The sequence below is a fragment of the Ensifer meliloti genome (genome assembly GCF_030064585.1).
GTDB classification, from domain to species: Bacteria; Pseudomonadota; Alphaproteobacteria; order Rhizobiales; family Rhizobiaceae; genus Sinorhizobium; species Sinorhizobium meliloti.
Genome location: NZ_CP120364.1, coordinates 1,487,584 through 1,513,123 on the forward strand (window position 1 = coordinate 1,487,584; position 25,540 = coordinate 1,513,123).

The window sequence follows — 25,540 nt, forward strand, 5'->3', positions numbered from 1 at the left end:
CACGGACAGCTATGTTCATGGCGATCGTCAGCCATGGAGTGATTCCGCGTGCCGGCTTCCGGATTGGGCCGGGGTCTGCTCCGCCTCGGGCGTCTGCGCCATCGCCGCGACGAGAGAGATGATTTTCTTGCGAAGCACCGGGTCAGTGATCTTCAGGAAGGCCCGGTTGAGCGCGATACCCTCCTTGGAGGCGACGAAGGATGAAATCTCCTGGGATTCGTGAACATCGGCAGCGGGCTTGCCCGATTGTGCGCTGCCTTCGTCCTGCTGGAAGAAAAAGCTCGGATGGACGCCGAGTATATCGGCGATTGCCTGCAACCGGCTGGCGCCGATGCGGTTGGTGCCTTTTTCGTATTTCTGGACTTGCTGAAAGGTGATGCCGAGCCCGTCGGCGAGCTTTTCCTGGCTCAGACCTATCATCAGCCTGCGCATGCGAACACGCGAGCCGACAAAGGCATCGATCGGGTTAGGATCCTTTTTGTTCATCTGGTAGTCTCCTCGCGAGTTCGATTCAGCTTATGGCATATAAGTTTGCTTGAATGGACGCCGCGATGCAATCAGCACGCGCCGCTTTCTGTGGCAAAACTCAACTTTCCAATGATTGCCGAGTTCGAAACGCCGGCCGGCAGTGCCGCACCGGGGGCAAGGCGCAGCATTCATGTATCGAGACGTTGTCGTCGAATCGGATAGGATCCAAGGGAACATCAGTAGGGAGTGAAAGCCTGAGACAATGAGTGTTGAGTACAAATCAGAAGCAACCGCGGCACGGCGCTTTCCCGGCTCGATCGTCGTCATGGGCGTCTCGGGCAGCGGCAAATCGTCGGTGGGGGAGGCGATCGCCGAGGCTTGCGGCTATCCCTTCATCGAAGGCGACGCGCTCCATCCTCCGGAAAACATCAGGAAAATGTCCGAGGGGATTCCGCTCACCGACGACGACCGCTGGCCGTGGCTCGCTGCGATCGGAGAGCGGCTGGCGAGCCGGGAGCCGGTCGTCGTTTCCTGCTCCTCCCTTAAGCGCAGCTACAGGGACAAGCTTCGAGAAAGTGCTCCCGGTGGCCTGGCCTTCGTCTTTCTCCACGGCAGCGAGTCCGTGCTTGCGGAGCGGATGCACCACCGCACAGGGCATTTCATGCCGTCCTCATTGCTGCAGACGCAGCTTGAGACGCTCGAGGACCCGAGGGGGGAGGTAAGGACGGTCGCCGTAGACGTCGCCCAGCCGCTGGCGGAGATCGTCCGCGAGGCGCTTGCAGGTCTCGCCCGTCTGTAAGGTTGCGTTTCGCAATGCCTGCCGCCGTCTTTGCACATCGTGCTTGGCACGCCAGCTCTTTGGAAGGAAATTAGCCGACGGCGATGTTATCGTTCACGACGATAGGCGTGCGGCGGCGACAGATCGCAGCGGCTCGCCTCTGCTTGGCGATGGGGAGATCGTGGAGCGGGCGTCGGGAGGAGATGGAAATGTTTGAAGCCGGATTGAACTTCGCGCTCGGCGAGGAGATCGATGCGCTGCGCGCGAGTGTGCGCCGCTTCGCTTCCGAGCGAATCGCGCCGCTTGCCGACGATGCCGACCGCAGCAATGCCTTTCCCATGTCGCTCTGGCGGGAGATGGGAGAACTCGGCCTGCTCGGCATCACTGCCGACGAGGCACATGGCGGTGCGGGACTCGGCTATCTCGCCCATTGCGTGGCGATGGAAGAGATAAGCCGCGCATCCGCTTCGGTGGGCTTGAGCTACGGCGCCCACTCCAATCTCTGCGTCAATCAGATCAACCGCAACGGCAAACCGGCACAGAAGAGCAGATATCTGCCGAAGCTGATTTCGGGCGAGCATGTCGGGGCGCTTGCCATGTCAGAGCCCGGCGCCGGCTCCGATGTTGTTTCGATGAAACTCAAGGCAGACAAGCGCGGCGACCGTTATGTCCTGAACGGCAGCAAGATGTGGATCACCAACGGCCCGGACGCAGATGTCCTGGTCGTCTACGCCAAGACCGATCCGGCAGCCGGACCGCGCGGCATCACCGCTTTCCTGGTGGAAAAGGCATTTCCCGGCTTCTCGGCCGGCCAGAAGCTCGACAAGCTCGGCATGCGCGGATCGAACACGTCGGAACTCATCTTCACGGATTGCGAGGTGCCGGAGGAAAACGTGCTCGGCGGCGTGGGTGAGGGCGTCAAGGTGCTTATGTCCGGCCTCGATTATGAGCGGGTCGTGCTTTCTGCCGGACCGCTCGGGATCATGGCCGCTTGCCTCGATGTCGTCGTCCCCTATCTCCATGAGCGCAAGCAGTTCGGGCAACCGATCGGCGAGTTCCAGTTGATGCAGGGAAAGCTTGCCGACATGTATGTGACGATGAATGCCGCGCGGGCCTATGTCTATGCCGTGGCGGCGGCCTGCGACCGTGGCGAGACTGCGCGTAAGGACGCGGCCGGCTGTATTCTCTATGCGGCGGAAAAGGCGACCGCCATGGCGCTGGAGGCGATACAGGCGCTGGGCGGCAATGGCTACACCAACGATTATCCGGCAGGCCGGCTGCTGCGCGACGCCAAGCTGTACGAGATCGGCGCGGGCACGAGCGAGATCCGTCGCATGCTGATCGGACGGGAGCTCTTTGCCGAAACGAAATAGGCCGAATAGGTAACGCTTGGGGGGAGCATGACAGTATTGCGTTCGCACATTTCGCCATCCTCGGAGGAGTTCAAGGCGAACCGCGCGGCCATGACGGAGGCCATCGCGACGATCGAGGACGCGGTGCGCCTGGCCGCAGCCGGCGGCGGCGAGACGGCGCGCGAGCGCCACGTCAGCCGCGGCAAGCTCCTGCCGCGGGACCGGCTTGCTACTCTCATCGATCCGGGCACGCCTTTTCTGGAGGTCGGAGCCACCGCCGCATATGGGATGTACAACGACGATGCGCCGGGCGCGGGCCTGATCACCGGCATCGGCCGGATTTCCGGCCGCGAGTGCATGATCGTCTGCAACGATCCGACGGTCAAAGGCGGCACCTACTATCCGCTGACGGTCAAGAAGCATTTGCGCGCGCAGGAGATCGCGGCGGAGAACCGGCTCCCCTGCGTCTATCTTGTCGATTCCGGCGGCGCGAACCTGCCGAACCAGGACGAGGTCTTTCCGGATCGGGACCATTTCGGCCGCATCTTCTACAACCAGGCCAACATGTCGGCGGCTGGCATCCCTCAGATCGCGGTGGTCATGGGATCCTGCACGGCGGGCGGCGCCTATGTGCCGGCCATGTCCGACGAAGCGATCATCGTCGAAAAGCAGGGCACTATTTTTCTCGCAGGCCCGCCGCTCGTTCGCGCGGCGACCGGAGAGGTCGTCTCGGCCGAGGACCTTGGCGGCGCCGACGTCCACACGCGCCTTTCGGGCGTTGCCGATCACCTTGCGCGCGACGATGCGCATGCGTTGGCATTGGCGCGCCGCGCCGTTTCGGCCTTGAACCGTGAGAAGCCCTGGACGGTCGAGCGCATCGAGCCGGAGCCGCCACTCTACGATCCGGAGGAAATCGCCGGCATCGTCCCGGCCGACCTCAAGACACCCTATGAGATCCGCGAGGTGATCGCCCGGCTTGTCGACGGTTCCCGCTTCGACGAGTTCAAGGCGCGGTTCGGCACCACGCTCGTCTGCGGTTTCGCCCATGTCCACGGCATTCCAGTCGGCATTGTCGCCAACAATGGCGTGCTCTTCTCGGAATCGGCCGTCAAGGGAGCGCATTTCGTGGAGCTCTGCGCGCAGCGCAGGATCCCGCTCGTCTTTCTGCAGAACATCACCGGCTTCATGGTCGGCCGCAAATACGAGACAGAGGGAATTGCCAAGCACGGCGCCAAGCTGGTGACCGCAGTCGCGACCGTGAAGGTGCCAAAGATCACCATGCTGGTCGGCGGATCGTTCGGGGCAGGCAATTACGGGATGTGCGGGCGCGCCTTCTCGCCGCGCTTTCTCTGGACCTGGCCGAACAGCCGCATTTCGGTCATGGGCGGCGAACAGGCGGCAGGCGTGCTCTCCTCGGTGCGCGGCGAAGCCTTGAAGCGGTCAGGAAAACCATGGAGTGAAGAGGAGGAGGCCCGCTTCCGCCAACCGGTGCTCGATCTATTCGAACGTCAGAGCCACCCGCTCTATGCGTCGGCAAGGCTTTGGGATGACGGCGTGATCGATCCGCGCAAGAGCCGCGACGTGCTGGCGTTGTCTCTGTCGGCGGCCTTGAACGCGCCGATGGAGGAGACGCGCTTCGGACTGTTCAGAATGTGACGAGAGGTCCCGAGATGAAACGCGACAACATCAATGCCCTGAATGCACCGCAGCCGCGCGGGGGGTATTCACAGGCTGTCAGCATCGAGGATTTCCGGCGCGTGCTTTTCGTCAGCAGCCAAATTCCGGTAACGTCGGACGACGTCGTGCCGGAGGGCTTCGAGGCGCAGGCGCGCCAGGTCTGGCTGAACGTCGATGCGCAGCTCAAGGCGGCCGGCATGTCGAAAACCGACATCGTCAAGGTCACGACCTATCTCGCCGACAGGCAGCACGTCATGGAGAACCGCGAGATCCGCAACGACTATCTCGGCTCGTTGGCTCCGGCAATGACGGTGGTGATCACCGGCATTTTCGATTCGGCCTGGCTCATGGAAGTCGAAGTGGTCGCGGCGCAATAGATTGGAAAAGAGGCGTATGTTTTCGAAGCTCCTGATTGCCAATCGCGGTGAAATCGCCTGCCGCATCATCCGCACCGCGCGACGGCTCGGCATCCGCACCGTCGCCGTCTATTCCGACGCTGACGGAGACGCGCTGCACGTGGCGCTCGCCGACGAGGCGATCCGGATCGGGGGGGCGCCCGCCGCCGAAAGCTATCTGGCGAGCGCTCCTATCGTTCAAGCGGCAAGAAGCGTCGGCGCACAAGCCATTCATCCGGGCTATGGTTTCCTGTCGGAGAACGCCGATTTCGCGGAGGCTGTCGCAGAAGCAGGCATGATATTCGTCGGGCCGCCGCCGGCCGCAATCCGCGCCATGGGTCTCAAGGACGCGGCCAAGGCTCTCATGGAACGATCCGGCGTACCGGTCGTGCCCGGCTACCACGGCGAAGAGCAGGATGCATCCTTTCTTGCCGACAGGGCACGGGAAATCGGCTATCCGGTGCTGATCAAGGCGCGGGCGGGCGGCGGCGGCAAAGGCATGCGCCGGGTCGAGCGGCAGGAGGATTTCGGCCCCGCGCTGGAGGCCGCACGGCGGGAGGCCGAATCCGCCTTCGGCGACGGTTCGGTGCTTCTCGAACGCTATCTGACGAAGCCGCGTCACATCGAGATGCAGGTCTTCGGCGACCGGCACGGCAATATCGTCCACCTCTTCGAGCGCGACTGCTCGCTGCAACGCCGGCATCAGAAGGTGATAGAGGAGGCGCCGGCGCCCGGCATGACGGCCGAGGTCCGCCGTGCGATGGGGGATGCCGCGGTCAGGGCCGCCCAGGCGATCGGCTATGTCGGTGCAGGCACCGTGGAGTTCATCGCCGACGTGACCAACGGCCTCTGGCCGGATCACTTCTATTTCATGGAGATGAACACGCGGCTGCAGGTGGAGCATCCCGTCACGGAAGCGATCACCGGCATCGATCTCGTGGAATGGCAGTTGCGGGTCGCTAGCGGCGAGCCGCTGCCGAAGAAACAGGCCGATATTTCAATGAACGGCTGGGCCTTCGAGGCGCGCCTCTATGCGGAGGATCCGGCCCGGGGCTTCCTGCCGGCGACCGGCCGGCTGACGGAATTGAGCTTTCCCGAGGGGACTTCGCGGGTCGATTCCGGCGTCCGGCAGGGGGATACGATCACGCCCTATTACGATCCGCTGATTGCCAAGTTGATCGTACATGGCCAGAACCGTTCGGCGGCGCTCGGCCGGTTGCAGGATGCTCTCAAGGAATGCCGCATAGGCGGCACGGTCACGAACCGCGACTTTCTCATCCGCCTGACGGAAGAGCATGATTTCCGCTCTGGCCACCCGGATACGGGGCTGATCGACCGGGAGATCGAGCGACTGACCGCTCCGGTCGCACCTGGTGACGAGGCGCTGGCGCTGGCGGCGATAGTTTCGACCGGCGCGCTCGACCCGAACAGGTCGACCGATCCATGGTCGTCGCTCGGCTCCTGGCAGATCTGGGGCGACGCGCACCGCATGGTGGTGATCGCCCATGCGGACGTGCGCGCAACCGTCACCTTGGCTTCGCGCGGCCGTGACCAGTTCGCCGTGCGTGCCGGTGCGAGCACGCTGCCCGTCCTCGTGCTCGACCGCTTCGAGGGCGGTGCCCGGCTCGAGGTGGCCGGGCAGAAGCGCCTGATCCGCTTCTCACGGGATCGCGAGGCGTTGACGCTCTTCCATGGCGGGCGCAACCTGGTGTTCCATGTGCCGGACGGATTGACCGGCGGGCAGAGCAGCGAGATCGCCGACGACGAGTTGGTCGCGCCGATGCCGGGTCTCGTGAAGCTGGTGCGGGTCGGCGCCGGCGACGCAGTGACAAAGGGACAGGCGCTTGTCGTGATGGAGGCGATGAAGATGGAGCTGACGCTCTCGGCCTCACGCGAGGGCACGATCGCCAATGTCCATGTGGCGGAAGGCGCTCAGGTCAGCGAGGGCACAGTGCTCGTGACGCTGATGGAGGAGGCTGCGCAATGACGTCGCCGGCAAAGGAGCGCATCACGATTGTCGAGGTGGCGCCGCGCGACGGTCTTCAAAACGAGTCGCGGCTCGTTGCTACCGAGGACAAGGTCGGGCTCGTCGATCTGCTCTCCGACTGCGGTTACGAGCGCATCGAAGTAACGAGCTTCGTCAGTCCCCGCTGGGTACCGCAATTGGCCGACGCGCCGGCTGTCATGGCTGGTATCGTCCGGCGGCCGGGCACGCGTTACGCGGCACTGACGCCCAATATGCGCGGCTTCGAGGCGGCGCTTGCGGCTGGCGCCGACGAGGTGGCGATCTTTGCCTCGGCGTCGGAAAGCTTCTCCGAAAAGAACATCAACTGCTCGATTGCCGAAAGCATCGAGCGTTTTCGGCCGGTCGCCGAGGCAAGCCGGCATCGAGGCGTTCCCCTGCGGGGCTATGTGAGCTGTGTCGTCGAATGTCCCTATGAGGGCGCGATCGTGCCGGCGGAGACCGCCCGCGTCGCGCGGCTGCTTGCCGACCTCGGCTGCTACGAGATCAGTCTCGGCGACACGATCGGGCGCGGCACGCCGGAAGCGGTTGATGCGATGCTGGCCGCGACGCTCCGCGAGATCGATGCCAAGAAACTTGCCGGGCATTTCCACGATACGTCCGGCCGGGCACTGGAGAATATCGCGGTAGCACTGGAGCGCGGTATCAGGGTTTTCGACGCCTCCGCCGGCGGGCTCGGCGGTTGTCCCTATGCGCCTGGAGCGGCCGGCAATGTCGATACGCTTGCGGTGAACGCCTTTGTCGAGGCGCGGGGTTTTGCCACCGGCCTCGACTCGGAAAAACTCGACCGCGCCGCTGCTTTTGCACGATCGCTGAGGAGCACAGCATGACCTTCGATACGATCCGTTGTGCCATCGACCAGCGCGGCGTCGCCCGGGTGACGCTCGCCCGTTCGGAAAAGCACAATGCGCTTTCCGCCACCATGATCGGCGAATTGACCGCCGTCGCGGGCCGGCTGGCAACCGATGCAGCGATCAGGGTCGTTATTCTCGACGCCGAAGGCAAGAGTTTCTGTGCCGGCGGCGATCTCGACTGGATGCGTCAGCAGTTTTCCGCCGACCGGCCGACGCGGATCGCCGAGGCGACGCGGCTTGCGATGATGTTGAAGGCGCTGAATGATCTGCCGAAGCCGCTGATTGCGCGCGTGCATGGGAACGCCTTCGGCGGCGGCGTCGGGCTGGTCAGCGTCTGCGACACGGTGATCGCCGCTTCCGGTGCTCAATTCGGCCTGACCGAAACGCGCCTCGGACTGATCCCGGCGACGATCAGCCCATATGTCATTGCCCGGACAGGCGAGTCGCGGGCGCGGCCGCTGTTCATGTCGGCGCGGATCTTCGGTGCGGAGGAGGCGAAGGTCGCCGGCTTCGTGACGACGGTCGTCGACGGCACCATGCTGGACGGGGCCGTCGAAGCCGCGGTGACGGGCTATCTCGTCGCGGCTCCGGGCGCTGCCGGGCGCGCGAAGCGGCTTGCGCGGTCGCTGGGTCTTCCCATAACGGACGCCGTCATCGCCGCGACGATAGAGCAGCTTGCCGATACCTGGGAATCGGACGAAGCGCGGGAGGGCGTGTCGGCCTTCTTCGAACGGCGCAATCCCTCCTGGCGGCAATGAGCCGACTTTGCGCTTGAATTGACGGTAAATCGATCCTATTTTCATGGGGACCCGATCAAAACAGGATCGATTTCTCATAATGGCCGTCGATTTCCAGATACCTGCAGCCCGTTTCGGAGACGATCATTCCCCGTTTCTCTCGGCCCGCCTTGTCGCCGACCGGTTGGGCGTCACACTCGCCGAACTCGCGAAGCTGATCGGTGTCGCCCGCAATACGCTGACGGCGAAGTCCGGCGCCCGAAAGGTGGACAGCGCCTTAAGCAAGGTGGTCCGCATCCTCGCCATGGCTTCGGAAATGGCGGGCGACGAAGCCCGCGCCGTCATCTGGTTCAAGCACCAGCCTATCCCCGGCTGGGCAGGCAAGACGGCATTCGACCTGGTCGGCGAGGGCAAGGCCGACAAGGTGCTCGCCTATCTCGAATCGGTACGTGCCGGCGTCTACGCCTAAGACGGGATGGGGAAACACATTCCGCCCGCATCGCGACCCGATCCGGAACTGACGCCGTCGGTCGAGCGGATAACGCTCTGGCGCGCCTTCGTTCCACGCTGGGCGCATATGCCGTTATCCGGCGCGGGTGCCGCTCGCTTCGGTGGCCGCTGGAATCCCATCGGCGTGCCTGCGATTTATGGTGCGCGCGAACTCTCCACCGCCTGGGCTGAATATAACCAGGGTTTCGTCCAGCATCCGGCGCTCATCGTGCAGCTCGAGTTGCGCGGGGCGAAGCTCGCGGACCTCACGGATGCCAGCGTTCTTCTGGGGCTTGGTGTGGATGAGGCGATCCATCGCTGCGAATGGCGTGATGCGCTCGACAAAGGCGCGGTGCCGGAGACCCACAGGCTCCAGTCGGATCTTCTGGCGCGCGACTATCACGGGGTGATCTATCCATCCTTCATGTCGCCCGGGGGCACCTGCGTCGCGCTCTGGCGCTGGAACGGTCCGGAAGAACCGCGTCTCGACGTCATCGATCCCGATGGCCGGCTGCCGAAATCCCCCGCCTCATGGGTTTGAGCCCAAAAAAGTGCCCGACATCCGGCCTGCCGGCGACCTTCTCCCCGCAGGCGGGGCGGAGGGGACAAGCAGCGCCGACTTCGTCCCCTCTCCCCCATCGACGGCGAGAGGGTTAGGGCGAGGGGTAATTTTCCACGCTAAATCGAGCCCAGCACCTTGCCCGGATTGAGGATGCCGTTCGGGTCGAGCGCATACTTGATGCGCCGCATGAGTTGGAGTTCCGCCGGACTGCGGGAGCGATGGAGAAAGTCGCGCTTCAGGAGGCCGATCCCGTGCTCGGCCGAAACCGAGCCGCTATAGGTGCCGACCAGTTCGTAGACGGCGGCGTCGATTGCGTGCGCCGTTTTCTCGGTTGCGCCCGCAACGGAAAAGGCGATGTGAAGGTTGCTGTCGCCGACATGGCCGAAGAACGACACGTGCGCTTCGGGGAACTTGGCCCGGAGCGCGTCGCCGCATTCGTCGGCGAAGCGGCCGATTTCGCCGATCGGCAGGCTGACATCGAAGTTGAGGAGCAGGGGCAGCCGGTCCAGCGCGTGGCCCTCGCGGATACGCCAGAAGGTTTGAGCTTCCTTTTGCGATTGCGCGATCAGCGCGTCGCCGATCACGCCGTCCTCCAGGGCTCGCCCGAGAAACGCTTCGAACCGCTCGCGTTCCGCTTCATGGCCTTGCAGGTCCTCTTCCACGATGACGGCGAAAGCGGGAGTGGCTTTGAAGAGCCTGAGCCCCTCGGCCTCGCAGTTGAAGCGGAAATAGCTCTCCCACATCGCCTCATAGGCGGAGAGGCCAGCGAGCTCCTTCTGTGCCCGCTTGAGCAGGGCGACGACATCCTCATAGCTGCCGAGTGCGCAGAGCGCCGTCAGCCGCCCTGCAGGTAGCGGACGCAGGCGCAGCACCGCCCGCGTGATGATGCCGAGCGTGCCTTCCGAACCGATGAAGAGCTGCCGCAGGTCGTAGCCGGTGTTGTTCTTGATCATCTTGTTCATCGAGGAAATCACGGTACCGTCGGCGAGAACGGCCTCGAGTCCCAGCACATTGTCCCGCGCCACACCGTTGCGGATGACCCGGATGCCGCCGGCATTGGTGGCCAGATTGCCGCCGATCTGGCAGGAGCCGCGGGCGCCAAGATCGATCGGCAACAGGAAACCCGCATCCTCGGCCGCGCGCTGGGCGACTTCGAGCGGTGTTCCGGCGAGAACCGTCGTCGTACCCGCCGCAGCATCGATCTCCTCGATGCCGGAAAGTCTCTCCAGCGAGATGACGACGTCGCCAGCGCAGGGATTGGCGCCGCCGGCGAGCCCGGTCAAGCCACCCTGCGGCACCACGGCCTGGCGATGCGCGTTGCAGATCCTCAGCGCGTCGGCAACCTCGGCAACACTTGCCGGGCGAACGACCGCCAAGGGGAGGGCCCGGCCCGTGAGGCTCGCATCGCCGCGGTGACGTTCGGCGATCCGGTCGCCGGTGAGCACGGCATCGCCGAGAGCGCTCGTGAGATCATCGATAACAGACATGGAACGGTTTCTACCGCAGGATTCATTTGATCGGAACCGATTAATTCGGCAGATCAAAGCCCGGCGTCTAGACCGCGCGAATCCGCGCTTCCGCAGCCCAGGTCCACCGCCTCACGTGCCGGTGGCTGCGAGCACGGGCGCCTCCGCCTCTATCGGCGGTGTCGCCGCCTTCTGTCCCCCCTTGCGGAATAGCTTCCATCGCGTCGGCCGGAAGGCGATGCGCGTGTGGTCGGTGGAGGCGGCGCGTTCCGGCGGGAGTTCGATCTCGACCGGAGGGTGCGTACGTCCGAGATCGAGTTCCAGATGCCGGGTGCCCGCCACGCGCCGGCTCGCCGTGACGAGGCCGGCGAGGCAACCGCCGCAGCCGTCGATGAGCTCCACGTCGTGCGGGCGGAAATAGAGGGTTGCGGCGCCGTCCGGTTCGTTCCCGGCACGAAGGCCGATCGGGCGGTCCTCGTGCCAGATTTCGCCATTGGCGAGGGTGACGTCGAGGCAGTTCGACTGGCCGATGAAGCCGTAGACGAAGGGCGAGACCGGATGGTCATAGATCTCGTCGGGCGTGCCGACCTGCTCGATCGCGCCCTTGCTCATCACGACGACGCGGTCGGCAAGCTCGAGTGCTTCCTCCTGGTCGTGGGTGACGAAGATCGTGGTGTGGCCGGTGCGGTCGTGGATTTCGCGTAGCCACCGCCTCAGCTCCTTGCGCACCTGCGCATCGAGCGCGCCGAAAGGCTCGTCGAGGAGCAGAACGTTGGGTTCGACGGCCATGGCGCGGGCGAGTGCGACGCGTTGGCGCTGCCCGCCGGAAAGCTGGGCCGGGTAGCGTTTCTCCAGCCCGGAGAGCTGCACCAGTTCCAGCAGGTCGAGGGCCCTGCGGCGGATGTCGGCAGCCGCCGGGCGCCGTTTGGCGGGCCGCACCTTCAGACCGAAGGCGACGTTGTCGAGCACCGTCATGTGGCGGAAAAGCGCGTAATGCTGGAAAACGAAGCCGATGTTGCGCTCCTGCACGGTCTTTTTCGACGCATCCTCGTCGCCGAAGAAAATCGTGCCTTCGGTCGGGCTTTCGAGCCCGGCGACCAGCCTCAGCAGCGTGGTCTTGCCGGAGCCGGAGGGGCCGAGGAGCGCGATCAGTTCACCCGACCGCATGTCGAGGGAAACGTCTTCGAGTGCGGGAAAGCGGCCGAATTCCTTGCGTATGTTCTGGACGCGGACTTCCATGGAGGTCTGGACCTTTCAGTGCCTGCGGCTGGCAGCGATCTCGTCGCTGTAGCGAAGTTCAAGAGCAGTCTTCAAAACGAGCGTTACCAGCGCCAGGAGCGCCAGGAGCGCTGCCACCGCAAATGCGGCGACGAAATTATATTCATTATAGAGGATTTCGACCTGCAACGGCATGGTGTTCGTTTGGCCGCGAATATGGCCGGACACGACCGAGACCGCACCGAACTCGCCCATGGCGCGGGCATTGCAAAGAAGCACGCCGTAGAGCAGACCCCATTTTATATTGGGAAGCGTCACATGCCAGAAGGTCTGCCAGCCGGTGGCCCCGAGCGAGAGTGCCGCTTCCTCGTCGGCCGTTCCCTGTTCCTGCATCAGCGGAATCAATTCACGCGCAACGAAGGGGAAGGTCACGAAGACGGTGGCGAGCACGAGGCCCGGAACGGCAAAGAGGATCTGGATGCCGTAGCTCTGCAGGATCGGTCCGAGCACGCTATGGGAGCTGAAGAGCAGCACGAAAACGAGGCCGGAGATCACAGGCGAAACGGAGAAGGGCAGGTCGATCAGCGTCGTCAGGAACGCCTTGCCCTTGAACTCGAATTTCGCGATGGCCCAGGCAGCCGCCACCCCGAAGACGAGATTGAGCGGCACGGCGATCCCCGCGACGAGCAGTGTCAGCCGGATCGCGGAAAAGGTCTCGGGATCGCCAAGCGCCGTGAAGAACTCCATCGCTCCGTTGCGGAACGCCTCGATGAACACCGTGGCGAGCGGCAGAAGCAGGAAGAGCGCGACGAAACCGAGCGCAACGACGGTCAGGACCACGCGCGAAAGCCGCGTTTCCGACGTTGCGGCCGTCACAAGCGTATTCGAAGCGTAGCCGGCATCATGCGCCATAACCATATCTCCGTCTGCTCCACGCCTGGATCACATTGATGACCAGCAGCATCATGAAGGAAAGCAGGAGCATCACCGCGGCGATCGCGGTTGCTGCCGGATAGTTGAACTCCTCCAGGCGGATGACGATCAGAAGCGGCGCGATCTCCGAAACATAGGGAAGGTTGCCGGCGATGAAAATCACCGAACCATATTCGCCGACGCCGCGAGCAAAGGCGAGTGCGAAGCCGGTCAACCCGGCAGGCAGGAGACCGGGCAACAAGACCCGGCTGATCGTCTGGAAGCGGGTGGCGCCGAGGGTCGCAGCCGCCTCTTCGACTTCCTTGTCGATCTCTTCCATGATCGGCTGCACGGTGCGCACGACGAATGGCAAGCCGACGAAGATCAACGCCACGACGATCCCGGCCGGGGTGAAGGCGATCTTGATGCCGAGAGGAGCGAGCAGCGAGCCGATCCAACCGTTCGGCGCGTAAAGCGTCGTCAACGCAATGCCGGCAACCGCGGTCGGCAGGGCGAAGGGCAGATCGACCATGGCGTCGATCACGCGCTTGCCGGGGAAGCGATAGCGCACGAGAACCCAGGCGAGGAGCACACCGAAGACGAGATTGACGACGGCTGCGATAAAGGCCGTGCCGAAGCTGATCGTCAATGCGTTGACCGTGCGCTCGTCAAGCGCGAGCTCCACGAATTTCGACCATCCGAGGCCACTGGAGCGCCACAGCAGTCCGGAGAGAGGAATGAGAACAATTATGGTGAGCCATGCCAGCGTGACGCCGAGCGCCAATCCGAAACCCGGAATGACGCTCGGCTGCCGGAACCGCCACCGCGTGCTGCTGCGAGCGGCCATCGATATCATTGCCCCGGTCTGTAGATCTGGTCGAAGACCCCGCCGTCGCCGAAGAATTTCGGCTGAGCTTCCTTCCAGCCGCCGAAATCGTCGATCGTGACGAGCTTCAATTCGGTGAAGCGCGCGGTGTCCTTGGGATCCGCCAGTTCAGGCTTGAACGGCCGGTAGTAGTGCTTGGCCGCGATCTTCTGCCCGACATCGCTGTAGAGATAGTCGAGATAGGCCTCGGCGACCTTGCGCGTGCCCTTGCTGTCGACGTTGCCATCGACCAGCGCAACGGGGGGCTCGGCCTTGATCGAGATCGACGGCGTGACGATGTCGAAATTATCGGGGCCCAGCTCTTCCAGTGACAGATAGGCTTCGTTCTCCCAGGCCAGCAACACATCGCCAAGGCCGCGCTGGACGAAGGTGGTCGTCGCGCCGCGCGCGCCGGTGTCGAGAACCGGCACATGCTTGAAGAGTTGCGCCACATATTCCTGCGCCTTCGCATCGTCTCCGTTATTGGCGGCACGTGCCCAGGCCCAGGCGGCCAGGAAATTCCAGCGAGCGCCGCCCGAAGTCTTCGGGTTGGGCGTGATCACCTGCACGTCCTCCCTGACGAGATCGCCCCAATCCTTGATGCCTTTGGGGTTACCCTTGCGGACGAGGAAGACGATGGTCGAGGTGTAGGGCGCGCTGTTGTTATCGAAGCGGGACTTCCAATCGGCGGGAATCTTGCCGCTTTCCTTGGCGATCGCGTCGATATCCGCTTCGAGTGCCAGCGTCACGACGTCCGCCTCCAGGCCGTCGATGACCGAACGGGCCTGTTTGCCGGAACCGCCATGCGATGTCTGGATCGTCACGGTTTCGCCGGTGTCGGCCTGCCATTTTTCGGCAAAGGCCGCATTGAATTCCTTGTAAAGCTCCCGAGTCGGGTCGTAGGACACGTTCAGAATTGTCGTGTCCGCATGCGCGAGGCCAATCGAGCCAAGTTGCAGGCTTCCGACGATAAGCGCCAATTTCACTATTCCGGCAAGACTATTCGAGCTCATTTCGACCTCCATCTTTTGCCAGATAAAGCTACCGATTTGGTAGACTACTGCAACGCAAACTTATGATGCTTCGAGGTGGATTCTTGAAAAGTCCTATCAATATGCGAGCTGCTGAAAGAATGCCGTGCCTGTCATCGGTCTCGGGCCTCATCGCCGATAAGATAGCACGACATTTTGGAAATGCACTAAAATAGTGGACTATAGCTTTCGGCTGACGACGGGCCCTGAGCTCTCCCTTTGCGGCGTCGTAACCGGGCGCCGATCAGAGGACGCGGCCGCGGGCGACGACCGGCCATGTCCCTTTTGGCGCGCCGCCCTCGATGACGTGGACCGCGTCGACCATGTTGGTCACGACGCAGGCATGGTTCGGAACGATGCGGACCAGTTCGCCGACCTGGAGCCCGATCTGACCGTCCGAGACAAGGCGGCCATGCTCCTCGGAGAGCTGGTCGATACGTATGTCGTCGCGGCCGAGCACGTGGCCGTAGCCGGTGAGACCTAGCAGGTCAGAGGTCAGGACCTTGCTGCCGGCGTCGATGATCGCCCGGTTTTCACTGGGAACCGAGACCACGGTAGCGAGCACGGTGAGGGCACAGTCCTCCCATGATGCCACGCCACGGGCAACCAGCGACCGGTCGTTATAGATGTAGGTACCAGGCCTGTGCTCGCTTGCTATCGGCGCTTCGGCTGCCTGCATCATACCGGGCGTGCCCCCTGATGTAATGCACGGAACTTCGAGCCCCTCTGCCTCGATCAGCCGCTTCGCGTCGCTCATGAAGGCCTGGACGCGTGCGGCGCCATCGGCCGGCGGATAGGTCATCAATCCGCCGAAGCGCAGTCCCGGTGCCTCGGCGATGCGCCGGGCAAGGCGCGCCGCCTCGGACGGAATCCCGACGCCGCAGCGATCTGCTCCGGTGTTGCATTCGACGAGTACGGTCAAGGGCTTTCCGGCATCGGCGAAGAAGGCTGCGAGCCCGTCGACGACGGTCGCGTTGTCCGCGACAACGCTGACCGTCACCCTTTCGTTGAGCCGCGCCAGCCGTGCGAGTTTCTGCTCGCCGAGGAGGTTGTAAGTGATCAGCACGTCCTTGATCCGGGCGCCGCCGTCAACCATCGCCTCCGCTTCCGTCACCTTCTGGCAGGTGATGCCGATCGCCCCTGCATCGAGCTGCAGCTCGGCCATCTGCGGAAGCTTGTGGGTTTTTATGTGCGGGCGCACGCGGATGCCGTGCCGGTCGGCATAGGCCTGAAACGCAAGGACATTGCGCCGGGCGATATCGAGATCGACCAGCACGGCGGGGGTTTCGATCGGCAGTGTCATGCGGGGTTTCCTCGGTGCGAGCGGATCGGCGGCGAATGTAGCCGATCCTGCTTGACAAGTAATGACCCAAGGCATTTGATGGGTCAATCCGTTATTCAGGACCAGTGTCCAATATACCGGAATCTATGAGTGGGAACAAAAGGGGAGATCTTTCGATGATCAGCAGATTCACGGTCGCCGCGAGTTTCGTCGCGGCCGTGCTGGCGGCCATGCCAGCGCAAGCACAACAGGCACCGAGCAAGCTCGACGAAGTTCTGAGCCGCGGCCATCTGATACTCGGCACCGGCAGCACCAACGCGCCGTGGCACTTCAAGAGCGCCGAAGACAAGCTCCAGGGTTTCGACGTCGACATGGGCCGCATCATCGCAAAGGCGTTGTTCGGCGATCCGGAGAAGATCGAGTTCGTCAACCAGTCGTCCGATGCCCGTATTCCGAACATCACCACCGGCAAGGTGGATATCACCTGCCAATTCATGACGGTTACCGGGGAACGCGCTCAGCAGATCGCCTTCACCATTCCCTATTACCGTGAAGGCGTCGGCCTGATGCTGAAGGCGGACGGCAAGTATGCCGATTACGAAGCGCTGAAAGCTGCCGGCTCGTCGGTGACGATTTCCGTATTGCAGAACGTCTATGCCGAGGACATGGTCCATGCGGCCTTGCCGGAGGCGACGGTCGACCAGTATGAATCCGTCGACCTGATCTATCAGGCGCTCGAATCCGGCCGCGCCGATGCCGCCGCTACCGACCAGTCCTCGCTCGCCTGGTACATGACCCAGAACTCGGGGCGCTATAAGGACGCCGGCTATGGCTGGAACCCGCAGACCTATGCCTGCGGCCTCCGGCGCGGTGATCAGGACTGGCTGAACTTCGTCAACACGGCGCTGCATGAAGCCATGACCGGTGTCGAATTCGATTTCTATGCCAAGTCGTTCAAGACCTGGTTCGGCAAGGACCTCACCGCGCCGCAGATCGGTTTTCCCATCGAGTACAAGTGAGCCCTGCCAACGGCGGCTCCGCCTGTTGGCGGAGCTGCCCTGTCCCATGAAACGGCTGCTTCCATGACATACTCCTTGAACTTCGCGGCTGTGTGGCGCTCGTTCGACCTGCTTCTCGAAGGCCTGGCGCTCAGCCTCGGCCTGGCATTTGTCGCGATCCTCGCCGGTTGCGTGATCGGGTTGATCACGGCCTTCGGGCTCGTTTCCAGGAGGGCGTTGCTGCGCAAGCCTGCCGGGCTCTACGTCACCGTGATCCGCAATACGCCGATCCTCGTCCTCGTCCTGTTCAGCTATTTCGCGCTTCCAGAGCTCGGGGTCCGGCTCGGCAAGATCGAGAGCTTCGTGGCGACGCTTGCAATCTATTCGGGGGCCTATCTTGCCGAAGTGTTTCGCGGCGGCCTCATCGCCATACCGCCCGGCCAGCGCGAGGCGGGGCTCGCGATTGGGCTTACGGAGATGCAGATACGCACGTCGATCATCATTCCGCTGATGCTGCGCAGCGTCCTGCCCTCGCTCGGCAGTACGATGATCTCGCTCTTCAAGGATACCTCGCTCGCCGCAGCGATCGCGGTTCCGGAACTCACCTTCGAGGCACGCAAGATCAACGTCGAGACCTTCCGCGTCATCGAGACCTGGATCGTTGCGAGTTGCCTCTATGTCGCGACCTGCTCGCTGCTGGCCGCGCTGATGCGCGCCGCCGAGCGGCGTCTTGCAGTGCCGAGGTAACCGTCATGGATTTCACGTTTCTCGATCAGCTCTGGCTTGCCCGCATCCCGCTCCTCAAGGGGCTCGGCGTCTCCGTCTCGATATCGCTTCTCTCGATCGTCGTCGGCACCGTGCTGGGCGTCTTCGTCGGTCTGGCGCTCGTCTACGGGTTTCGTCCCGTCAAATGGATCGTGCGCGGTTACACCGATTTCATCCGCGGCACGCCGGTGCTCGTCTTGGTGCTCGCGAGCTACTATGTCCTGAGCACCATCGGTATCGATCTCGGGCCGTTCCAGGCCGGTGTCCTGGCCCTTGCCGTCTTCTGCAGTTCGCATGTCGGCGAACTGGTGCGCGGCGCGCTGCAATCGATCCCCAAGGGACAGACCGAAGCCGCCAAGGCGATCGGTTTGACCTTCGCGCAAACCTTCACCTATGTGCTCGGCCCGCAGGCGTTGCGGCAGGCACTTCCTGCCTGGGTCAACACAGCGGCCGAGATGGTCAAGGCATCGACGCTGCTTTCGATCATCGGCGTGAGCGAGTTGCTGCTGCGGACGCAGGAGCTGATCTCCCGCACCTTCATGAGCCTCGAATTCTATTTCTTCGCAGGCTTTCTCTATTTCGTCATCAATTACGGCATCGAGCGCTTCGGCCGTTACGTCGAGCGCAAGACCGCCGTTCCATCGTGAGGTTCGCAATCCGATGATCAATCTTCTCGAAATCCGCGATCTTCACAAACGCTACGGCACGGTCGAGGTGCTGAAGGGGGTCGATTGCTCGATGCGCCAGGGGGAAGTGATCAGCATCATCGGCTCCAGCGGCTCGGGCAAGACGACGATGCTTCGCTGCATCAACATGCTGGAGGAGTTTCAGGGTGGCACGATCGCCATCGACGGCCAGGAGATCGGCTACGAGACGGCAGGAGGCGCCCGGCGGCGCAAGCCTGAGCGGGAGATCGCCCGCCAGCGCGCACTGACCGGCATGGCCTTCCAGCAGTTCAACCTGTTTCCGCATATGACTGCCGCCGCCAATGTCATGCTCGGGCTCGTCAAGGTGAAGAAGATGAGCCGCGACGAGGCGAGGGTGCTTGCCGAGAAATGGCTCGACCGCGTCGGCCTGCTCTCGCGCAAGGATCATTATCCGGGGCAGCTTTCCGGCGGCCAGCAGCAACGGGTCGCGATCGCCCGTGCCATCGCCATGAATCCGAAGCTCATGCTCTTCGACGAGGTCACCTCGGCACTGGATCCGGAGCTCGTCAACGAGGTGCTGCAGGTCATCAAGGGGCTCGCCGAGGATGGAATGAGCATGCTGATCGTCACCCACGAAATGCGCTTCGCCTACGAGGTCTCGTCCCGGGTGATCTTCATGAACCAGGGGCGCATCGGCGAGGAGGGGCATCCGCGCGAGATGTTCCTGAAACCGAGGACCGAACGCCTGGCGGAGTTTCTGAAGACCTCGACGTTCAACTGAGCAACCAATGAATTTGAAGAAGAAGTGGAGTGAAGCGTGACGATCAAGCGTTATGGAACGGGCGAAACCGGTGCGGGCAAGCAGCACCTGCCATTTGCACGCGCCGTGGAGGCGAACGGGTGGCTCTATGTTTCCGGTCAGGTCGCCATGGAGGCGGGCGAGATCGTCGGCGGCGGGATCGTCGCGGAAAGCCGCAAGGCGATCGAGAACATGATCGCAATCCTGCACGAAGCCGGCTATGGGCTCGAAGATGTGGTTCGGGTCGGCGTCTGGCTCGACGATCCGCGGGACTTCTGGACCTTCAACGGCGTCTATGCGGAGTATTTCGGCGCCAACCCGCCGGCCCGCGCCTGCGTCCAGTCGCGCATGATGGTCGACTGCAAGGTCGAAGTTGACTGCGTCGCCTACAAGGCTAAATGAGGTCAATTCTGAAGGACCGGAATAGAAGCGGCAAGGAGGGCGCGGTGGCGGAGGCGGAAGACACGATCAATCGCAGGGCAAGGGGTCTCGACCGGGCTTTCGAGATCCTCGATTTCCTGCGTTTGCAGCGTCAGCCCTTGCGCCCGAACGAAATCGCGCAGGGGATCGGCGCGCCGCGGTCGTCGGTCTATGAGCTCGTCAACCTGCTCGTCCGCCAGGGGATCATCGAGTATCGCGGGGATGACGGACGCGTCTTTCTCGGGCGCAAGCTCTATTTCCTCGGCGCGGCCTATGCCGAACAGTTCGACCTGATGCGCGAAAGCGAGCATCTTCTCGCGCGGATCGCCGAGGAGACGCGCGAGACGGCGCAGATGTGTCAGCTCGAAGGTAACAAATATGCCGTCGTCCTGATGAACGAGGGGAGCCGTCCGTTCCGCATCTCCACCAATATAGGCGAACCGGTCGCCATTCCGTGGACCGCATCCGGCCGTCTCCTCGTGGATCACATGAGCGACGAGGAGATCCTGGCCTTCATACCGCAGGAGGATTTCGTCCTGCCGGATGGTACGCGTCTCGAGCCCTCCGAATTCATCGCCCAGGTCCGCAATGCAAAGAAGGAAGGCTATTTCACCTTCAACAGCATCGTCGACAGCTTCACGCATTGCTTCGCCGTGCCGGTCTACGACGCGGAAGCCATCTGCATCGCAACGCTCTGCCTCGTCGCGCCGAAGGAGGACGGGCTGCGCAATCGCGACGCCTATCTTCGCGTGCTGATCAAGGGGGCAGGCGAGCTTTCCGAGAAGCTTGGCTATCGTAACGACCACGCGGCTTCGGTGCGAACGGCTGCTGGCGGGTGACAGCCGCCTTCGCATTTGGTGGTGGTAGATCGGCCTGCTCTCTATTCCATTCTAAGCGAGCGGCCGCTTTCCGGATCGAAGAGGTGCAGGGCCGTCCCGTCGAAGGTGAAGGCATGAGCCGATCCCATTCCAACTGCCGTGCGCGGCGGCAGGCAGGCGGTGATGCGCTGGCTGCCGACCGTAGCCGTGGTCACGAGTTCCGGCCCTGTGAGTTCCACCACCTCGACATTCGCGGTCAATCGTTGAGCCTCTGACCCGGCTGCGAGCCGCAATGCCTCCGGCCGAATGCCGACCTTCACGCGCCGCCCCGCCCAGGCGGCCCCGTTGAAGGCTGCCGGCAGGGGAAGCACCTCCTCGCAGCCCTCGATCTTCAGGCCGTTTGCGGTCATCTCCGCGTCCAGAATGTTCATCGGCGGCGAGCCGACGAAGCCGGCGACATAGAGCGTCGCGGGGCGGTCGTAGACCTCGTCCGGCGCGGCGAGCTGCTCGATGCGGCCGTCGCGCATCACGGCGATGCGGGTTGCGAGCGTCATCGCCTCGATCTGGTCGTGGGTCACATAGACGACCGTCGTTCTCAGCATCTGGTGCAGGCGTTTGAGTTCGGTTCGCATCTCCATCCGGAGCTTGGCGTCGAGGTTCGACAGCGGCTCGTCGAAGAGGAACACCTGGGGGTTGCGCACCAGGGCCCGGCCAATCGCGACGCGCTGACGCTGGCCGCCGGAAAGCTGGCTCGGCTTCCGGTCCAGCAGGTTCTCGATCTGCAGCAGCCTTGCGGTGTCGCGGACCGCCTTGTCGCGCTCGGCCGGCGGCACCCGGCGCATTTCGAGGCCGAAGCCGATGTTTCGGGCGACGCTCAGGTTCGGATAGAGCGCATAGGACTGAAACACCATCGCGATGTCGCGGTCCTTGGGATGGACCCCCAGGACCGAACGCTCGCCGATCAGGATGTCGCCGCCGCTCGGTTCGGCAAGCCCGGCAATGATGTTGAGCAGCGTGGACTTGCCGCAGCCGGAGGAACCGAGCAGCACGAGGAACTCACCGCTTTCGAGCGCGATGTCGATGCCCTTCAGCGTTTCCACCTCGCCGTAGCGCTTGCGGATGTTACGGATTTCGAGAGCGCTCATCGCCTGGATTCCTTGAGGAAGGCCCAAAGGGGCTTGCCGTAGCGGCGCGGAAGGGTGGAGATCGCTTCCGAGGCGATCGTGACCCCGGTCTTGAGGCAGGCTTCGAGTGGCATTTCGGCGGCGAGTGCCGCCAGGAAGCCCGCATTGAAGACGTCGCCGGCCCCGATCGTATCGACGACCTGAACCTGCGGCGCCGGTACGGAAAAAGTTCCGCCGTCCCGATCGATGGCGAGCGCTCCATGGGGGCCGCGCTTGACGACGACGATGGCCTCCGCAGGCATTTCGCCCTTCAAGCTCAGCGCGGCTTCGGCCGGATCGGACAGACCCGTAAGCGTGGTCGTCTCCACCTCGTTGAAGAGGGCGCAATGACAGCGTTTCAGCCAGCCGAGCGTCCTGAGCCTGTTGGTCTCCGTCCAGCCATCGAGCGGCCACCCGGTGTCGAGTGCCACGGCGATCTCGTGGGCGTCCGCCCAGTCGAAAAGCGCGTCATAGGCAAGTGTAAGGGCATCGGTCAGGAAGGAACCGGAAAGCAGCGCATAGCCGCCTCGAAGTCGGTTTCCATCGAGCATCGAGTGCACTTCCGGAAAGCTGAACAGCGGCAGATGGCCGCGCGTGGTGAAGAAGGTGCGTTCGCCATCCGGGTGGGTGATGCCCACCGAAAGCGTCGTACCGACCGCTTCCACCGGCCAGTTACGGGAACGCTCCCCGAAAGCCTCCTTCAGCCAGGTGCCGAACTGATCGTTGCCGACATTGGCGGCAATCACGTAGTCCACGCCGAGCGAATCCCAGGCAAGAGCGTTGTTGCCGGCGCAGCCGCCGACGCGCAGTTCGTCATGGTCGACGATGACCTCGGTGCCGGGCTTCGGCCAGGGTTCGGCCGGGCCGAGTATGAGATCGACGTTGACGTTGCCGATGGCTGCAAGCGGACGCATCGTCATTCGCTCCGGGTGACCTTGGTGGACCGCACTGGCGTGCCGGCGTTTTCGACGCGCGCGTCGGCGAAAGCGATCATCAGGGATTGCGCGACTGGAAGCATAGCGAGGATCGCGGCCATGCCCGCCGCCGGCTTGAAGCGGATCGTCGTGGCACCCGCGGCCGGAGACTCGTCCGATGCGTCGAAGACGATCACCGGCGAGCCGGCTTCGGCTGCGGAGGTTGCCATGGCTCCGACGAGCTTGGCGGTCGGATCGGCGGCGCGGAAGAGGACGACGCCGACAGAAGCCCCCAGCATTTCCATCGGACCGTGGCGCAACTGACCGCCCTCTAGCGAAAAGCAGGGAAGACGGGAGAGTTCCGTAAGCCCAAGGGCGATCGCTTCGGCGAGACCCTGCAGTTTGCGGCCGGAGGTGACGATCGCGCCGACATCGGCGAGAGCTGCAAGGGCGCCATCGATTACCGGCGCTTCGGGATCCCTGAGGGCGCGAAGTGCGTCGGCCGGGTCGGCGCCGAGGGCGGCGAGGACCGCCAGGTGCAGCGCAAAGGTCACCGTCAGGCTGCGCGTGGCCGCAAAGGCCCGCTCCGTCCCGCCTGATCCGACGAGCGAAGGCACGGTTTTGGCCAGGAATGCGTCTTCTTCGAGCGTCAGCCCGAATGTCTCGCTCGTGCCGCCGTCCGTTTCGCGGAACCAGCGCAGCACTTCCGCGCTTTCGCCCGATTGCGAAGTGACGAGAATGGTCTTGCCTTCGATCGAAAGCGGCTGGCCGAGCTGTTCGGAAAGCGGCACGGCGACCGCTTCGATGCCAAGGGCGCGATAGAGCGGTTCGACGGCGCGGCCGACGGCGTGCGAGCCGCCCATGCCGAGAAGCAGAAGCCGGCCCGTCGACTTCAGCCATGCGGCGATCCGCTGCGCCGTGGCCGTCGCTCCCTCGTAGGAAGCGATCGCGTCGGCATGCTGGCGCGCCATCTCCCGGTCGATTGCAATGAGCCCTGCCGGGCGGTCCTTCGATATGCTCATGGTCATCCCTTGACGCCGCCGCTGGTGAGCCCGGAAATCAGGGCTCTCTGCATGATAAGGCCGATCAGCACCGGGGGCAGGGCGGCAAGGACCCCGGCGGTTGCGATCAGTCCGTAGTCGGAAACACGGCCGCCGGCGAGGTCGGCGATGGCGACCGTGAGGGTCTTGGCGCGCTGGTCGGAGGTGAAGAGCAGCGCGTAGAAGAATTCGTCCCAGGCGAGCAGGAAGGCGAAGAGCGCCGAGGTTGCCATGACAGGGGCGGCAAGCGGCAGCGTCAGTATCCTCAGGATCTGGTCCAGCCGCGCGCCGTCGATCATCGCCGCGCTCTCGATCTCCCGCGGTATCGAATCGAAGCCCGATTTCAGGAGCCAGGTCGTGAAAGGGGCGAGAATGGTGAGATAGACGAGCGCCAGGCCGAAGACGGAATTAAGCAGGCCGAAATAGGCAAGACCCATATAGAGTGGCACGGCCAGGGCGACAGGCGGCAGCATATAGGTGGCGATTACCGCGTAGAGCGACCAGGCGACGGCCGGCGTGCGCGACACGGCCCAGGCGGCCGGAACGGCGACCACCACAGCGGCAAGCGTCGCCATTCCGGCGACTTTGATGCTGTTCAGGAGCGAGGCGATGAAGGCCGCACCGGCACTGTTCTCGACAGCCGACAAAAGGGTTCGGTACCGCGAGAGGTCGATGTCGCTCGGCCACCAGGCAAGCGGCTTGGCACTGAGGTCCGCGGCAGGCGAAATGCTCATGATCAACAGCCAGGCGACAGGCGCGAGGATGACGACGGCGAGAAGCAGGGCACTCGCATGGATGAAGACGGAAAAGAGGGGGCTTTGGCGTTCCATCACGAAGCTCCGGCGGCCTTTCGGAGGAGCGCCGCGTATGCGGCGGCAAGAATTGTCACGAGCAGGGTGACGATGAGTGCCAGCGACGCGCCGGAACCGGCTCGCTGGAAGGAAAACGCTTCCTGATAGACGAGGATCGAGAGCGTGCGCGTGCTGTTCGCCGGTCCGCCGCGCGTCATCACCCAGATGATGTCGAAGACCTTGAAGGCTTCGATGGTACGCAGCACCAGCGCCACCAGCAGCGGGCCGGCGAGATAGGGCATGATGACGAAGCGGAAACGGTTGAACGGACCGGCCCCATCGACGAGCGATGCAGCAGTGATGTCGCGCGGCACGGCCTGGAGCGCGGCGAGTGCGATCAGCGCCACCAGCGGGAAGTTCTTCCAGCAATCCGCGACGATCAGCGCGGCAAGCGCCGTTCCCGGCTCGCCGAGCCAGGAACGATAGCTGTCCAGCAGGCCGAGCTGCGTCAGCGCGGCATTGAGCGCGCCATATTCCGGATTGTAGATGAGCCGCCAGAGCGTCGCGTTGACCACCGTCGGCAGTGCCCACGGCAGGATCATCAATGCACGAAGCGCCGTTCGCCCGCGGAATTGCTGGTTGAGAAGGAGCGCGGCAAGGACGCCGAGCACCATTTCTGCGGCAACCGAAATGACTGCGAACCAGGTCGTGGTGACAAGTGCCCGCTGAAAATTCGATCCGGTCAGCATCTTGATGTAGTTGGCCGTTCCTACGAAACCGCCCTCGGTGCCGACGAGCTTCGCATCGGTGAAGGAGAGCCGAACGGTGTCGACCAGGGGCCAACCGATGACCGCGGTCATCACCACGAGGAGCGGCAACATCAGGAGCCACGCGCGCGTCGAAATCCAGGTGCCGGTCATGAATGGAAACCTCTTCTTCGGTAGCTGCCGGCAAGGCTTCTCTCCCGCGCCGCGGACGCGGCGCTGCTGGATCCCTGTGACGAGCACAGGGATGAGGGAGGAGGAGAGTGTGCAATCCCCCGTTGCGTTTCACATGCCGTGGCGCGAGTGAACTTC

27 protein-coding genes are annotated in these 25,540 nt (G+C 63.7%); 15 read left to right on the top strand and 12 right to left on the bottom strand.

Features of this window, described 5'->3' with window-relative positions; translation table 11 throughout:
• Positions 1 to 27 precede the first annotated feature (27 nt).
• The gene (locus tag PZL22_RS06810; protein WP_015243152.1) at positions 28 to 486 is read right to left on the bottom strand and encodes a helix-turn-helix domain-containing protein; all 459 of its coding nucleotides are present in this window, start codon (positions 484 to 486) and stop codon (positions 28 to 30) included.
• A 244-nt stretch (positions 487 to 730) separates the two neighbouring features.
• On the opposite strand from PZL22_RS06810, the gene PZL22_RS06815 reads away from it, so the two are divergent.
• From PZL22_RS06815 to PZL22_RS06855, 9 genes are all read left to right on the top strand, one after another.
• Entirely contained in the window at positions 731 to 1,267 is a 537-nt protein-coding gene (locus PZL22_RS06815) for a gluconokinase (RefSeq protein WP_284718344.1), read from the top strand.
• A gap of 188 nt (positions 1,268 to 1,455) precedes the next feature.
• The gene (locus tag PZL22_RS06820; RefSeq protein ID WP_010975571.1) at positions 1,456 to 2,619 is read left to right on the top strand and encodes an isovaleryl-CoA dehydrogenase; all 1,164 of its coding nucleotides are present in this window, start codon (positions 1,456 to 1,458) and stop codon (positions 2,617 to 2,619) included.
• 27 nt (positions 2,620 to 2,646) lie between these two features.
• On the top strand, positions 2,647 to 4,254 hold the full coding sequence (locus tag PZL22_RS06825) for a carboxyl transferase domain-containing protein (RefSeq protein ID WP_284718345.1): 1,608 nt from the start codon (positions 2,647 to 2,649) through the stop codon (positions 4,252 to 4,254).
• Positions 4,255 to 4,268: 14 nt separating this feature from the next.
• Positions 4,269 to 4,652 carry a RidA family protein gene (locus PZL22_RS06830; RefSeq protein WP_284718346.1) on the top strand — a complete coding sequence of 128 codons (384 nt, stop codon included), beginning with the start codon at positions 4,269 to 4,271 and terminating at the stop codon, positions 4,650 to 4,652.
• 16 nt (positions 4,653 to 4,668) lie between these two features.
• Entirely contained in the window at positions 4,669 to 6,657 is a 1,989-nt protein-coding gene (locus PZL22_RS06835) for an acetyl/propionyl/methylcrotonyl-CoA carboxylase subunit alpha (RefSeq protein WP_095919428.1), read from the top strand.
• Complete coding sequence (locus PZL22_RS06840) at positions 6,654 to 7,523, top strand: hydroxymethylglutaryl-CoA lyase (RefSeq protein WP_284718347.1); 870 nt, start codon at positions 6,654 to 6,656, stop codon at positions 7,521 to 7,523. The genes PZL22_RS06835 and PZL22_RS06840 overlap by 4 nt, the downstream gene beginning before the upstream one ends.
• A complete protein-coding gene (locus tag PZL22_RS06845) occupies positions 7,520 to 8,305 on the top strand; it encodes a crotonase/enoyl-CoA hydratase family protein (protein ID WP_127517568.1) in 786 nt (261 codons plus the stop codon). The genes PZL22_RS06840 and PZL22_RS06845 overlap by 4 nt, the downstream gene beginning before the upstream one ends.
• Before the next feature lie 76 nt (positions 8,306 to 8,381).
• Positions 8,382 to 8,753 carry an antitoxin Xre/MbcA/ParS toxin-binding domain-containing protein gene (locus tag PZL22_RS06850; RefSeq protein ID WP_003534594.1) on the top strand — a complete coding sequence of 124 codons (372 nt, stop codon included), beginning with the start codon at positions 8,382 to 8,384 and terminating at the stop codon, positions 8,751 to 8,753.
• A 6-nt stretch (positions 8,754 to 8,759) separates the two neighbouring features.
• A complete protein-coding gene (locus tag PZL22_RS06855) occupies positions 8,760 to 9,314 on the top strand; it encodes an RES family NAD+ phosphorylase (RefSeq protein ID WP_284718348.1) in 555 nt (184 codons plus the stop codon).
• A gap of 137 nt (positions 9,315 to 9,451) precedes the next feature.
• Here the strand turns inward: PZL22_RS06855 and PZL22_RS06860 are convergent, their stop codons facing one another.
• The 6 genes from PZL22_RS06860 to PZL22_RS06885 form a co-directional block, all read right to left on the bottom strand.
• A complete protein-coding gene (locus tag PZL22_RS06860) occupies positions 9,452 to 10,822 on the bottom strand; it encodes an FAD-binding oxidoreductase (protein WP_284718349.1) in 1,371 nt (456 codons plus the stop codon).
• A gap of 111 nt (positions 10,823 to 10,933) precedes the next feature.
• Complete coding sequence (locus tag PZL22_RS06865) at positions 10,934 to 12,040, bottom strand: sulfate/molybdate ABC transporter ATP-binding protein (protein WP_284718350.1); 1,107 nt, start codon at positions 12,038 to 12,040, stop codon at positions 10,934 to 10,936.
• Positions 12,041 to 12,055: 15 nt separating this feature from the next.
• Positions 12,056 to 12,931 carry a sulfate ABC transporter permease subunit CysW gene (cysW, locus tag PZL22_RS06870; RefSeq protein WP_127517805.1) on the bottom strand — a complete coding sequence of 292 codons (876 nt, stop codon included), beginning with the start codon at positions 12,929 to 12,931 and terminating at the stop codon, positions 12,056 to 12,058.
• The gene (gene cysT, locus PZL22_RS06875) at positions 12,921 to 13,787 is read right to left on the bottom strand and encodes a sulfate ABC transporter permease subunit CysT (RefSeq protein ID WP_010975580.1); all 867 of its coding nucleotides are present in this window, start codon (positions 13,785 to 13,787) and stop codon (positions 12,921 to 12,923) included. Before cysT ends, cysW begins: the two co-directional genes overlap by 11 nt.
• A complete protein-coding gene (locus tag PZL22_RS06880; RefSeq protein WP_127615777.1) occupies positions 13,784 to 14,809 on the bottom strand; it encodes a sulfate ABC transporter substrate-binding protein in 1,026 nt (341 codons plus the stop codon). The genes cysT and PZL22_RS06880 overlap by 4 nt, the downstream gene beginning before the upstream one ends.
• 262 nt (positions 14,810 to 15,071) lie before the next feature.
• Entirely contained in the window at positions 15,072 to 16,130 is a 1,059-nt protein-coding gene (locus tag PZL22_RS06885) for a D-TA family PLP-dependent enzyme (RefSeq protein WP_284718351.1), read from the bottom strand.
• 155 nt (positions 16,131 to 16,285) lie between these two features.
• Here PZL22_RS06885 and PZL22_RS06890 point away from each other — a divergent pair, with 155 nt between their 5' ends.
• From PZL22_RS06890 to PZL22_RS06915, 6 genes are all read left to right on the top strand, one after another.
• Entirely contained in the window at positions 16,286 to 17,128 is an 843-nt protein-coding gene (locus PZL22_RS06890; RefSeq protein WP_284718352.1) for a transporter substrate-binding protein, read from the top strand.
• A 63-nt stretch (positions 17,129 to 17,191) separates the two neighbouring features.
• Positions 17,192 to 17,854 (top strand): amino acid ABC transporter permease, encoded by a 663-nt coding sequence (locus tag PZL22_RS06895; protein ID WP_013850791.1) that lies wholly within the window; start codon positions 17,192 to 17,194, stop codon positions 17,852 to 17,854.
• 5 nt (positions 17,855 to 17,859) lie between these two features.
• A complete protein-coding gene (locus PZL22_RS06900) occupies positions 17,860 to 18,519 on the top strand; it encodes an amino acid ABC transporter permease (RefSeq protein ID WP_284718353.1) in 660 nt (219 codons plus the stop codon).
• Between the two features lie 13 nt (positions 18,520 to 18,532).
• Entirely contained in the window at positions 18,533 to 19,300 is a 768-nt protein-coding gene (locus tag PZL22_RS06905) for an amino acid ABC transporter ATP-binding protein (protein WP_284718354.1), read from the top strand.
• 36 nt (positions 19,301 to 19,336) lie between these two features.
• A complete protein-coding gene (locus PZL22_RS06910) occupies positions 19,337 to 19,720 on the top strand; it encodes a RidA family protein (RefSeq protein WP_127644897.1) in 384 nt (127 codons plus the stop codon).
• The gene (locus PZL22_RS06915) at positions 19,717 to 20,577 is read left to right on the top strand and encodes an IclR family transcriptional regulator (protein WP_284718355.1); all 861 of its coding nucleotides are present in this window, start codon (positions 19,717 to 19,719) and stop codon (positions 20,575 to 20,577) included. The genes PZL22_RS06910 and PZL22_RS06915 overlap by 4 nt, the downstream gene beginning before the upstream one ends.
• A 41-nt stretch (positions 20,578 to 20,618) precedes the next feature.
• On the opposite strand, the gene PZL22_RS06920 is transcribed toward PZL22_RS06915, so the two are convergent.
• Genes PZL22_RS06920 through PZL22_RS06940 form a run of 5 tightly spaced genes read right to left on the bottom strand, consistent with a single transcriptional unit; the run spans position 20,619 to position 25,384 of the window.
• Positions 20,619 to 21,701, bottom strand: a complete 1,083-nt coding sequence (locus tag PZL22_RS06920) for an ABC transporter ATP-binding protein (RefSeq protein WP_284718356.1) — start codon at positions 21,699 to 21,701, stop codon at positions 20,619 to 20,621.
• The gene (locus PZL22_RS06925; protein WP_201269496.1) at positions 21,698 to 22,639 is read right to left on the bottom strand and encodes a PfkB family carbohydrate kinase; all 942 of its coding nucleotides are present in this window, start codon (positions 22,637 to 22,639) and stop codon (positions 21,698 to 21,700) included. The genes PZL22_RS06920 and PZL22_RS06925 overlap by 4 nt, the downstream gene beginning before the upstream one ends.
• A complete protein-coding gene (locus PZL22_RS06930) occupies positions 22,636 to 23,661 on the bottom strand; it encodes an SIS domain-containing protein (RefSeq protein WP_284718357.1) in 1,026 nt (341 codons plus the stop codon). Before PZL22_RS06930 ends, PZL22_RS06925 begins: the two co-directional genes overlap by 4 nt.
• Complete coding sequence (locus PZL22_RS06935; RefSeq protein ID WP_010975587.1) at positions 23,658 to 24,503, bottom strand: carbohydrate ABC transporter permease; 846 nt, start codon at positions 24,501 to 24,503, stop codon at positions 23,658 to 23,660. Before PZL22_RS06935 ends, PZL22_RS06930 begins: the two co-directional genes overlap by 4 nt.
• Positions 24,503 to 25,384 carry a carbohydrate ABC transporter permease gene (locus PZL22_RS06940; protein ID WP_127517818.1) on the bottom strand — a complete coding sequence of 294 codons (882 nt, stop codon included), beginning with the start codon at positions 25,382 to 25,384 and terminating at the stop codon, positions 24,503 to 24,505. Before PZL22_RS06940 ends, PZL22_RS06935 begins: the two co-directional genes overlap by 1 nt.
• Positions 25,385 to 25,540: the final 156 nt, after the last annotated feature.

Coding starts and splice junctions, on each gene's coding strand:
- PZL22_RS06810 (WP_015243152.1), bottom strand. CDS start 486: ATGAACAAAAAGGATCCTAACCCGATCGATGCCTTTGTCGGCTCGCGT.
- PZL22_RS06815 (WP_284718344.1), top strand. CDS start 731: ATGAGTGTTGAGTACAAATCAGAAGCAACCGCGGCACGGCGCTTTCCC.
- PZL22_RS06820 (WP_010975571.1), top strand. CDS start 1,456: ATGTTTGAAGCCGGATTGAACTTCGCGCTCGGCGAGGAGATCGATGCG.
- PZL22_RS06825 (WP_284718345.1), top strand. CDS start 2,647: ATGACAGTATTGCGTTCGCACATTTCGCCATCCTCGGAGGAGTTCAAG.
- PZL22_RS06830 (WP_284718346.1), top strand. CDS start 4,269: ATGAAACGCGACAACATCAATGCCCTGAATGCACCGCAGCCGCGCGGG.
- PZL22_RS06835 (WP_095919428.1), top strand. CDS start 4,669: ATGTTTTCGAAGCTCCTGATTGCCAATCGCGGTGAAATCGCCTGCCGC.
- PZL22_RS06840 (WP_284718347.1), top strand. CDS start 6,654: ATGACGTCGCCGGCAAAGGAGCGCATCACGATTGTCGAGGTGGCGCCG.
- PZL22_RS06845 (WP_127517568.1), top strand. CDS start 7,520: ATGACCTTCGATACGATCCGTTGTGCCATCGACCAGCGCGGCGTCGCC.
- PZL22_RS06855 (WP_284718348.1), top strand. CDS start 8,760: ATGGGGAAACACATTCCGCCCGCATCGCGACCCGATCCGGAACTGACG.
- PZL22_RS06860 (WP_284718349.1), bottom strand. CDS start 10,822: ATGTCTGTTATCGATGATCTCACGAGCGCTCTCGGCGATGCCGTGCTC.
- PZL22_RS06865 (WP_284718350.1), bottom strand. CDS start 12,040: ATGGAAGTCCGCGTCCAGAACATACGCAAGGAATTCGGCCGCTTTCCC.
- cysW (WP_127517805.1), bottom strand. CDS start 12,931: ATGGCGCATGATGCCGGCTACGCTTCGAATACGCTTGTGACGGCCGCA.
- cysT (WP_010975580.1), bottom strand. CDS start 13,787: ATGATATCGATGGCCGCTCGCAGCAGCACGCGGTGGCGGTTCCGGCAG.
- PZL22_RS06880 (WP_127615777.1), bottom strand. CDS start 14,809: ATGAGCTCGAATAGTCTTGCCGGAATAGTGAAATTGGCGCTTATCGTC.
- PZL22_RS06885 (WP_284718351.1), bottom strand. CDS start 16,130: ATGACACTGCCGATCGAAACCCCCGCCGTGCTGGTCGATCTCGATATC.
- PZL22_RS06890 (WP_284718352.1), top strand. CDS start 16,286: ATGATCAGCAGATTCACGGTCGCCGCGAGTTTCGTCGCGGCCGTGCTG.
- PZL22_RS06895 (WP_013850791.1), top strand. CDS start 17,192: ATGACATACTCCTTGAACTTCGCGGCTGTGTGGCGCTCGTTCGACCTG.
- PZL22_RS06900 (WP_284718353.1), top strand. CDS start 17,860: ATGGATTTCACGTTTCTCGATCAGCTCTGGCTTGCCCGCATCCCGCTC.
- PZL22_RS06905 (WP_284718354.1), top strand. CDS start 18,533: ATGATCAATCTTCTCGAAATCCGCGATCTTCACAAACGCTACGGCACG.
- PZL22_RS06915 (WP_284718355.1), top strand. CDS start 19,717: ATGAGGTCAATTCTGAAGGACCGGAATAGAAGCGGCAAGGAGGGCGCG.
- PZL22_RS06920 (WP_284718356.1), bottom strand. CDS start 21,701: ATGAGCGCTCTCGAAATCCGTAACATCCGCAAGCGCTACGGCGAGGTG.
- PZL22_RS06925 (WP_201269496.1), bottom strand. CDS start 22,639: ATGACGATGCGTCCGCTTGCAGCCATCGGCAACGTCAACGTCGATCTC.
- PZL22_RS06930 (WP_284718357.1), bottom strand. CDS start 23,661: ATGACCATGAGCATATCGAAGGACCGCCCGGCAGGGCTCATTGCAATC.
- PZL22_RS06935 (WP_010975587.1), bottom strand. CDS start 24,503: ATGGAACGCCAAAGCCCCCTCTTTTCCGTCTTCATCCATGCGAGTGCC.
- PZL22_RS06940 (WP_127517818.1), bottom strand. CDS start 25,384: ATGACCGGCACCTGGATTTCGACGCGCGCGTGGCTCCTGATGTTGCCG.